This is a genomic window from Mesorhizobium sp. M8A.F.Ca.ET.161.01.1.1, from assembly GCF_004792105.1.
In the GTDB taxonomy this organism is placed as follows: domain Bacteria; phylum Pseudomonadota; class Alphaproteobacteria; order Rhizobiales; family Rhizobiaceae; genus Mesorhizobium.
The window spans coordinates 1-367 of sequence record NZ_SRTD01000171.1 but is presented as its reverse complement, the minus strand read 5'-3'; the positions used below and the strand labels follow the sequence as shown (position 1 = coordinate 367).

1 pseudogene is annotated in these 367 nt (G+C 56.1%); it reads right to left on the bottom strand.

Features of this window, described 5'->3' with window-relative positions:
* A pseudogene (locus tag EN804_RS37770) lies at positions 1 to 367 on the bottom strand (hypothetical protein); the annotation flags it as partial.

The following is a 367-nucleotide window of genomic DNA, read 5'->3' as shown; positions in this document are numbered from 1 at the left end:
GCAATGCCGAGTGCCGAACGGACTCTAGCATCCGAGAAGTCTGCGCGGCGTCGATCCCAGGAAGCGTGAAAAACAGGATTTTCATAAAGGTTCGGGAGTTCATCGGCGAGGTTCGGAAACTCTCTTGGCCCTCTGACAGGGCTTTTCAACGGGTTGTCGGGTTCGAACTGTGAGAACGCAACGCGCGCACCAGCCAACAACAGAGCGGTGTAGGCCCCAGCGGAAAAGCCTGCCGCAAATATCTGATTATTGATCTCAACTCCCAACTCGCTCCGCCAGCTAGACTGGTCAAGAATGGCGTTGAAGTCAGCGGCTCGCTCCCACATGCAGAGAAACCCTTCGGCGCGGTACGGTTCTGAACCTGTGT